The 4059-nt window shown below is 62.0% G+C and carries 8 protein-coding genes; 7 read left to right on the top strand and 1 reads right to left on the bottom strand.

The features are described 5' to 3' along the window. Positions 1-28 precede the first annotated feature (28 nt). Complete coding sequence (locus HMPREF3178_RS31610) at positions 29-841, bottom strand: DUF4158 domain-containing protein (protein WP_004187445.1); 813 nt, start codon at positions 839-841, stop codon at positions 29-31. A gap of 158 nt (positions 842-999) precedes the next feature. Between HMPREF3178_RS31610 and HMPREF3178_RS07400 the strand changes: the two genes are divergently transcribed. From HMPREF3178_RS07400 to HMPREF3178_RS07370, 7 genes are all read left to right on the top strand, one after another. After that, positions 1000-1290, top strand: a complete 291-nt coding sequence (locus tag HMPREF3178_RS07400) for a nucleotidyltransferase family protein (RefSeq protein WP_001247892.1) — start codon at positions 1000-1002, stop codon at positions 1288-1290. Next, positions 1287-1688 carry a HepT-like ribonuclease domain-containing protein gene (locus tag HMPREF3178_RS07395; RefSeq protein ID WP_001293886.1) on the top strand — a complete coding sequence of 134 codons (402 nt, stop codon included), beginning with the start codon at positions 1287-1289 and terminating at the stop codon, positions 1686-1688. The genes HMPREF3178_RS07400 and HMPREF3178_RS07395 overlap by 4 nt, the downstream gene beginning before the upstream one ends. Beyond that, positions 1678-2034 (top strand): cupin domain-containing protein, encoded by a 357-nt coding sequence (locus HMPREF3178_RS07390; RefSeq protein WP_000215515.1) that lies wholly within the window; start codon positions 1678-1680, stop codon positions 2032-2034. Before HMPREF3178_RS07395 ends, HMPREF3178_RS07390 begins: the two co-directional genes overlap by 11 nt. A gap of 254 nt (positions 2035-2288) precedes the next feature. Beyond that, positions 2289-2615, top strand: coding sequence for a hypothetical protein (locus HMPREF3178_RS07385; RefSeq protein ID WP_003100858.1), 327 nt, complete (start codon positions 2289-2291; stop codon positions 2613-2615). Then, a complete protein-coding gene (locus HMPREF3178_RS07380) occupies positions 2612-3112 on the top strand; it encodes a hypothetical protein (RefSeq protein ID WP_003100856.1) in 501 nt (166 codons plus the stop codon). Before HMPREF3178_RS07385 ends, HMPREF3178_RS07380 begins: the two co-directional genes overlap by 4 nt. Further along, on the top strand, positions 3109-3480 hold the full coding sequence (locus HMPREF3178_RS07375; RefSeq protein WP_003100853.1) for a hypothetical protein: 372 nt from the start codon (positions 3109-3111) through the stop codon (positions 3478-3480). Before HMPREF3178_RS07380 ends, HMPREF3178_RS07375 begins: the two co-directional genes overlap by 4 nt. Then, positions 3474-4031, top strand: a complete 558-nt coding sequence (locus tag HMPREF3178_RS07370; RefSeq protein ID WP_003100847.1) for a recombinase family protein — start codon at positions 3474-3476, stop codon at positions 4029-4031. Before HMPREF3178_RS07375 ends, HMPREF3178_RS07370 begins: the two co-directional genes overlap by 7 nt. Positions 4032-4059 lie beyond the last annotated feature (28 nt).

The raw sequence follows: 4059 nt of genomic DNA, 5'->3' as shown, positions 1-4059 counted from the left end.
CGTCTCAGAAAACGGAAAATAAAGCACGCTAAGCCGGTTGCAGCGGCCGTAGCGGCCTGAACTTGCCCGCGCCGATCTTGGCGCTGCTGCGCCAGAGGTAATCGCCGGTCAGGTTGATGTGCTCCCAGCCGAGCGGCGACAGGTACTGCAACAGGCCGTCATCGACGGCTTGACCGTGGCCACGCAAGGCGTTCGCGGCCCGCTCCAGATAGACCGTGTTCCATAGCACGATGGCCGCCGTCACCAGGTTGAGGCCGCTGGCCCGGTAGCGCTGCTGCTCGAAGCTGCGGTCGCGGATTTCCCCCAGGCGGTTGAAGAACACGGCGCGGGTAATCGCTTCGGCGCTCGCCCGCTCGACGGCGTTGAGGGCGGGCACAATGACCGACTGCCGCCGCAGGTGCTCGATCAAGGCTCTGGCCAGCACGATGCCCTTGTCGGTTTGCATGGCCAGCTCGGTCAGCAACTGGACAGCCTGCCGGTAGTGGCCAATCGTGAACGGCTGGAAGCCGAACACCGTTTGCAGCTCGACCAGGTGCTCGCGTCGGGTCTGCTCACGCTGCCCGTACTCGTCCCAGCTTTCGATGCCGACCTTGAGCTGGTTGGCGACCAGTCTCAGCAATGGCGGGAACGGTGGCTCATCAGCGCCAAGGATGACGCCGGGAAAGCGCAGGTAGCAGAGCTGCACCGCGAAGCCCAGCCGATTGGCCGGGCCGCGCCGCTGCCGGATGATGGAGAGGTCGCTTTCGCTGAACGTGTAGTGACGGATCAACTCATCCTTGGTGTCCGGCAACGCCAGCAGGCTTTCGCGCTCGGCGGCGGAGAGGATCGAACGGCGGGGCATGCGGTTTCCTTCTTCTTGAAAACGTAGGTTTGTGACAAGCCCGCCAAGGCAACCGGCGCGGCACGGGAATCAAGGCATTGCGATTCTCGAAAATAGTTCTTGAAATTCTATTCTTGATTGCATATCATCTCAACGAGTTTCGATAAGAAAGGATGCGCATGCGACCGTCTGTTGTGCTTGACATGAAGCGAAGCGCAGTGCGTGAAGCGGTAGGCCGCTTTCGCGCCGCGAACCCGCGCGTCTTCGGCTCGGTGCTGCATGGCACCGACCGGGATGGCAGCGACCTCGACCTGTTGGTCGATGCGCTGCCCGGTGCCACGTTGTTGGACTTGGGCGATTTGGAAGAAGAACTGAAATCGCTGCTCGGCGTTGACGTCGATCTGCTGACTCCCGGCGACCTGCCGCCGAAGTTCCGGGCCAAGGTGCTCGCGGAGGCGCAACCGATATGAGCGAGAACCGCCTGCCCGATTACCTCGACCACATTCAGCAGGCCGCAACCGATGCGCGCAGCTTCGTGGAAGGGATGGCCAAGGACGACTTCTTGGCCGACAAGCGCACCCAGCAGGCCGTCATCATGAGCCTGATCGTCATCGGCGAGGCGGCCACAAAGGTGATGGATGGCTACGTCGAGTTCACCCAGGCGCATGCCGACGTGCCGTGGCGCAGCATGCGCAATATGCGTAATCGCATGGCTCACGGCTATTTCGACATCAACCTCGATGTGGTGTGGGAGACGGTACAGGAATGGCTGCCGGCGTTGCTCCAGCAATTGCCCGCCGTGCGTCAGGATGCCGACGATGAAGACCGTAACGACAACTGTGAAAGAGGGATCTCCGATGACTGTTGAATCGAGAATATTTTCTGTAGCCGAGTATGTTCAGCCGTCCGAAGGCGAGCCTATTCGTTCCGTTGTGCTTGAAACCCGAGACTCAATTATCGTGGTTTGGCATGTCCATCCCGGGCAGGAAATTGCGGCTCACATTCATCCTCACGGCCAAGACACGTGGACTGTTTTGTCGGGAATGGCTGATTACTTTCAGGGCAATGGGATTGTTCGTGCCCTCAGGGAAGGTGAGATAGCCGTGGCAAGACCGGGCCAAGTGCACGGGGCGCGAAATACAGGTACCGAGCCATTTGTGTTAGTCTCGGTTGTGGCATCAGCCAATGCCGGTTTCGTATTGGCTGAGCGATAGAGCCCAATCTCTGGAGTTGGTCCAATGAGCGGTCGGGGAGATAGGTAACAGACATGCAGCGGACACGGCTGCTAAACCAGGTCGCAAACCTCCTTGCGTCGCAGCGTGCCGCAAGCGACGCGATCAATCGAATGGGGTCGGCATGAGACTGAACACCATCCAGTTCCCGACCGCGTAGCCGCCTGTCCTGCCGATCAGGTCTTGACCATCGACGCCTGGGATCAGTCCTGAATGTTCTTGGAGACCACTACGTTATGAGCCGCAGCCGCCGCAAAACACCCATCGTCGGGCACACGACCTGCGGCAGCGAGCGCGAGGACAAGAAGCTCTGGCATCAGCGCTGGCGCACCCGTGAGCGCACGGCGCTGACCAGCGCGTCGCCCGAAGCCCTGAGCGCCCATCTGCCCCTGCTGGAAAACCAGGCCAGCAGCGTCTGGTCGATGGGCAAGGATGGCCGCTCCTACTGGCCCGTCAAGCGCCAGGCCGCCACGGCGGATCGCATCGCCAATCACAAGGGACGCAACCCGCAAGAACGCGCCTCCCTGAAAAAGCGCCTGCTGCGCAAGTGGATGAGCAAATGAAGCTCTCCTTCCATCAGCACATTGCGCTGTTCTGGATGATCGGTGCTCCGGGCGTCTTCGCGCCCGTGATCGAGAACGCCAAGCGGCCCGATGCCGGCGCCGTCATGGCGTGGGGTGTCGCGATCGTGGCGGTGATGATCCTCTTCACCCCTTTGCTGCTGCGCTGTCCACCATTCCGGCGCTGGTATGGCCGGACGGATGCGCTGTCGGAGCGGCAGCGCCAGGCGCTTGCCGAGCGCGGCCTGCGCCGCTACTACCAGACCGCTTTCGATGACGGCTACGTGCCCCGCGTGATGCCCTACGTGTGGCGCATCATCTGGACGGTCGGCGGGTTGATGGCTGTGACCGCCGTACTGCCTACCAACACCGGACGGCCAGCCTTCGATGCCTTGGTGGTCTTCTCGACCTGGTATCCGATAGGCGTGATGCTGCTGGTTTTCGCGTCGAGGCCCCTTGGCCGGTTGATTCGCCAAAGAGCACAGGAGCGGCGGAAATGAGCACGTCAACCATCGAGGCGCTGGCCAGCGCCTGGGCAAGGATTGCCGAGGAAGCGGAATTCCCCGCTGACTACGAGGGGACTGCCACACCACAAGCGCATCGGGCTAGCGAAGCTATTCAGGAGCAGATTCGGGAGCGCATCGTCGCCACCAACGACATGCGGCTGTTCAGCCTGCTGCACCTGCTGGGTCAGGCGTCGCTGCGCATGGAGCAAGCGCTGTGGCCGGAGGATTACGAGCGGATGACGCGCGAGGTTGAGGAAGCCCTGCGGCAAGCCACCGACGCCAACGCCAGATCGTACACCCACGAAGAAGTGATGCAGGCGATGCAGGAACGCATCGACCGGGCGCGAGACAAGCCATGTTGATTGGCTATGCGCGCGTCTCGACGCAGGATCAGAACCTGGAGCTGCAACGCGAAGCCTTGAGCAAGGCCGGATGTAAAAAGGTCTTCGAGGACAAGGTGAGTGGCACGCGGGCAGACCGGCCTGGCTTGGCCAAGACGCTCGAAATGCTGCGCGAAGGCGATACTTTGGTCGTCTGGAAGCTCGACCGGCTGGGCCGGTCGGTCAAGCAACTGGTCGATCTGGTCGGCGATCTGCACAAGCACGGTGTCCAGTTCAGGAGCCTCACCGACTCCATCGACACCGGCACACCATCCGGGCGGTTCTTCTTCCACGTCATGGCGAGCCTTGCCGAAATGGAGCGCGAGCTGACCGTCGAGCGCACCCGCGCCGGGCTGGAAGTCGCCAAGCAGCTCGGCCGCAAAGGCGGCCGCAAGCCGAAGATGACCGACAGCAAGATCGAGTCGGCCAAGAAGCTGCTGGCCAGCGGGGTGCCGCCCAAGGACGTGGCCAAGAACCTCGGCGTGTCCATTCCGACGCTGTACCGCTGGGTGCCAGCCTCCACGCACGCTTAGCGTGCTTTATTTTCCGTTTTCTGAGACG

The sequence above is a fragment of the Klebsiella sp. HMSC09D12 genome (assembly GCF_001808475.1).
Lineage (GTDB): Bacteria > Pseudomonadota > Gammaproteobacteria > Enterobacterales > Enterobacteriaceae > Klebsiella > Klebsiella oxytoca.
The sequence above is the reverse complement of the archived record's forward strand: the minus strand, read 5'-3'. Positions and strand labels throughout refer to the sequence as shown.

What these genes read in the sequence shown, in the direction of transcription:
- HMPREF3178_RS31610 (WP_004187445.1), bottom strand. Translation starts at nt 841, where the DNA reads ATGCCCCGCCGTTCGATCCTCTCCGCCGCCGAGCGCGAAAGCCTGCTG.
- HMPREF3178_RS07400 (WP_001247892.1), top strand. Translation starts at nt 1,000, where the DNA reads ATGCGACCGTCTGTTGTGCTTGACATGAAGCGAAGCGCAGTGCGTGAA.
- HMPREF3178_RS07395 (WP_001293886.1), top strand. Translation starts at nt 1,287, where the DNA reads ATGAGCGAGAACCGCCTGCCCGATTACCTCGACCACATTCAGCAGGCC.
- HMPREF3178_RS07390 (WP_000215515.1), top strand. Translation starts at nt 1,678, where the DNA reads ATGACTGTTGAATCGAGAATATTTTCTGTAGCCGAGTATGTTCAGCCG.
- HMPREF3178_RS07385 (WP_003100858.1), top strand. Translation starts at nt 2,289, where the DNA reads ATGAGCCGCAGCCGCCGCAAAACACCCATCGTCGGGCACACGACCTGC.
- HMPREF3178_RS07380 (WP_003100856.1), top strand. Translation starts at nt 2,612, where the DNA reads ATGAAGCTCTCCTTCCATCAGCACATTGCGCTGTTCTGGATGATCGGT.
- HMPREF3178_RS07375 (WP_003100853.1), top strand. Translation starts at nt 3,109, where the DNA reads ATGAGCACGTCAACCATCGAGGCGCTGGCCAGCGCCTGGGCAAGGATT.
- HMPREF3178_RS07370 (WP_003100847.1), top strand. Translation starts at nt 3,474, where the DNA reads ATGTTGATTGGCTATGCGCGCGTCTCGACGCAGGATCAGAACCTGGAG.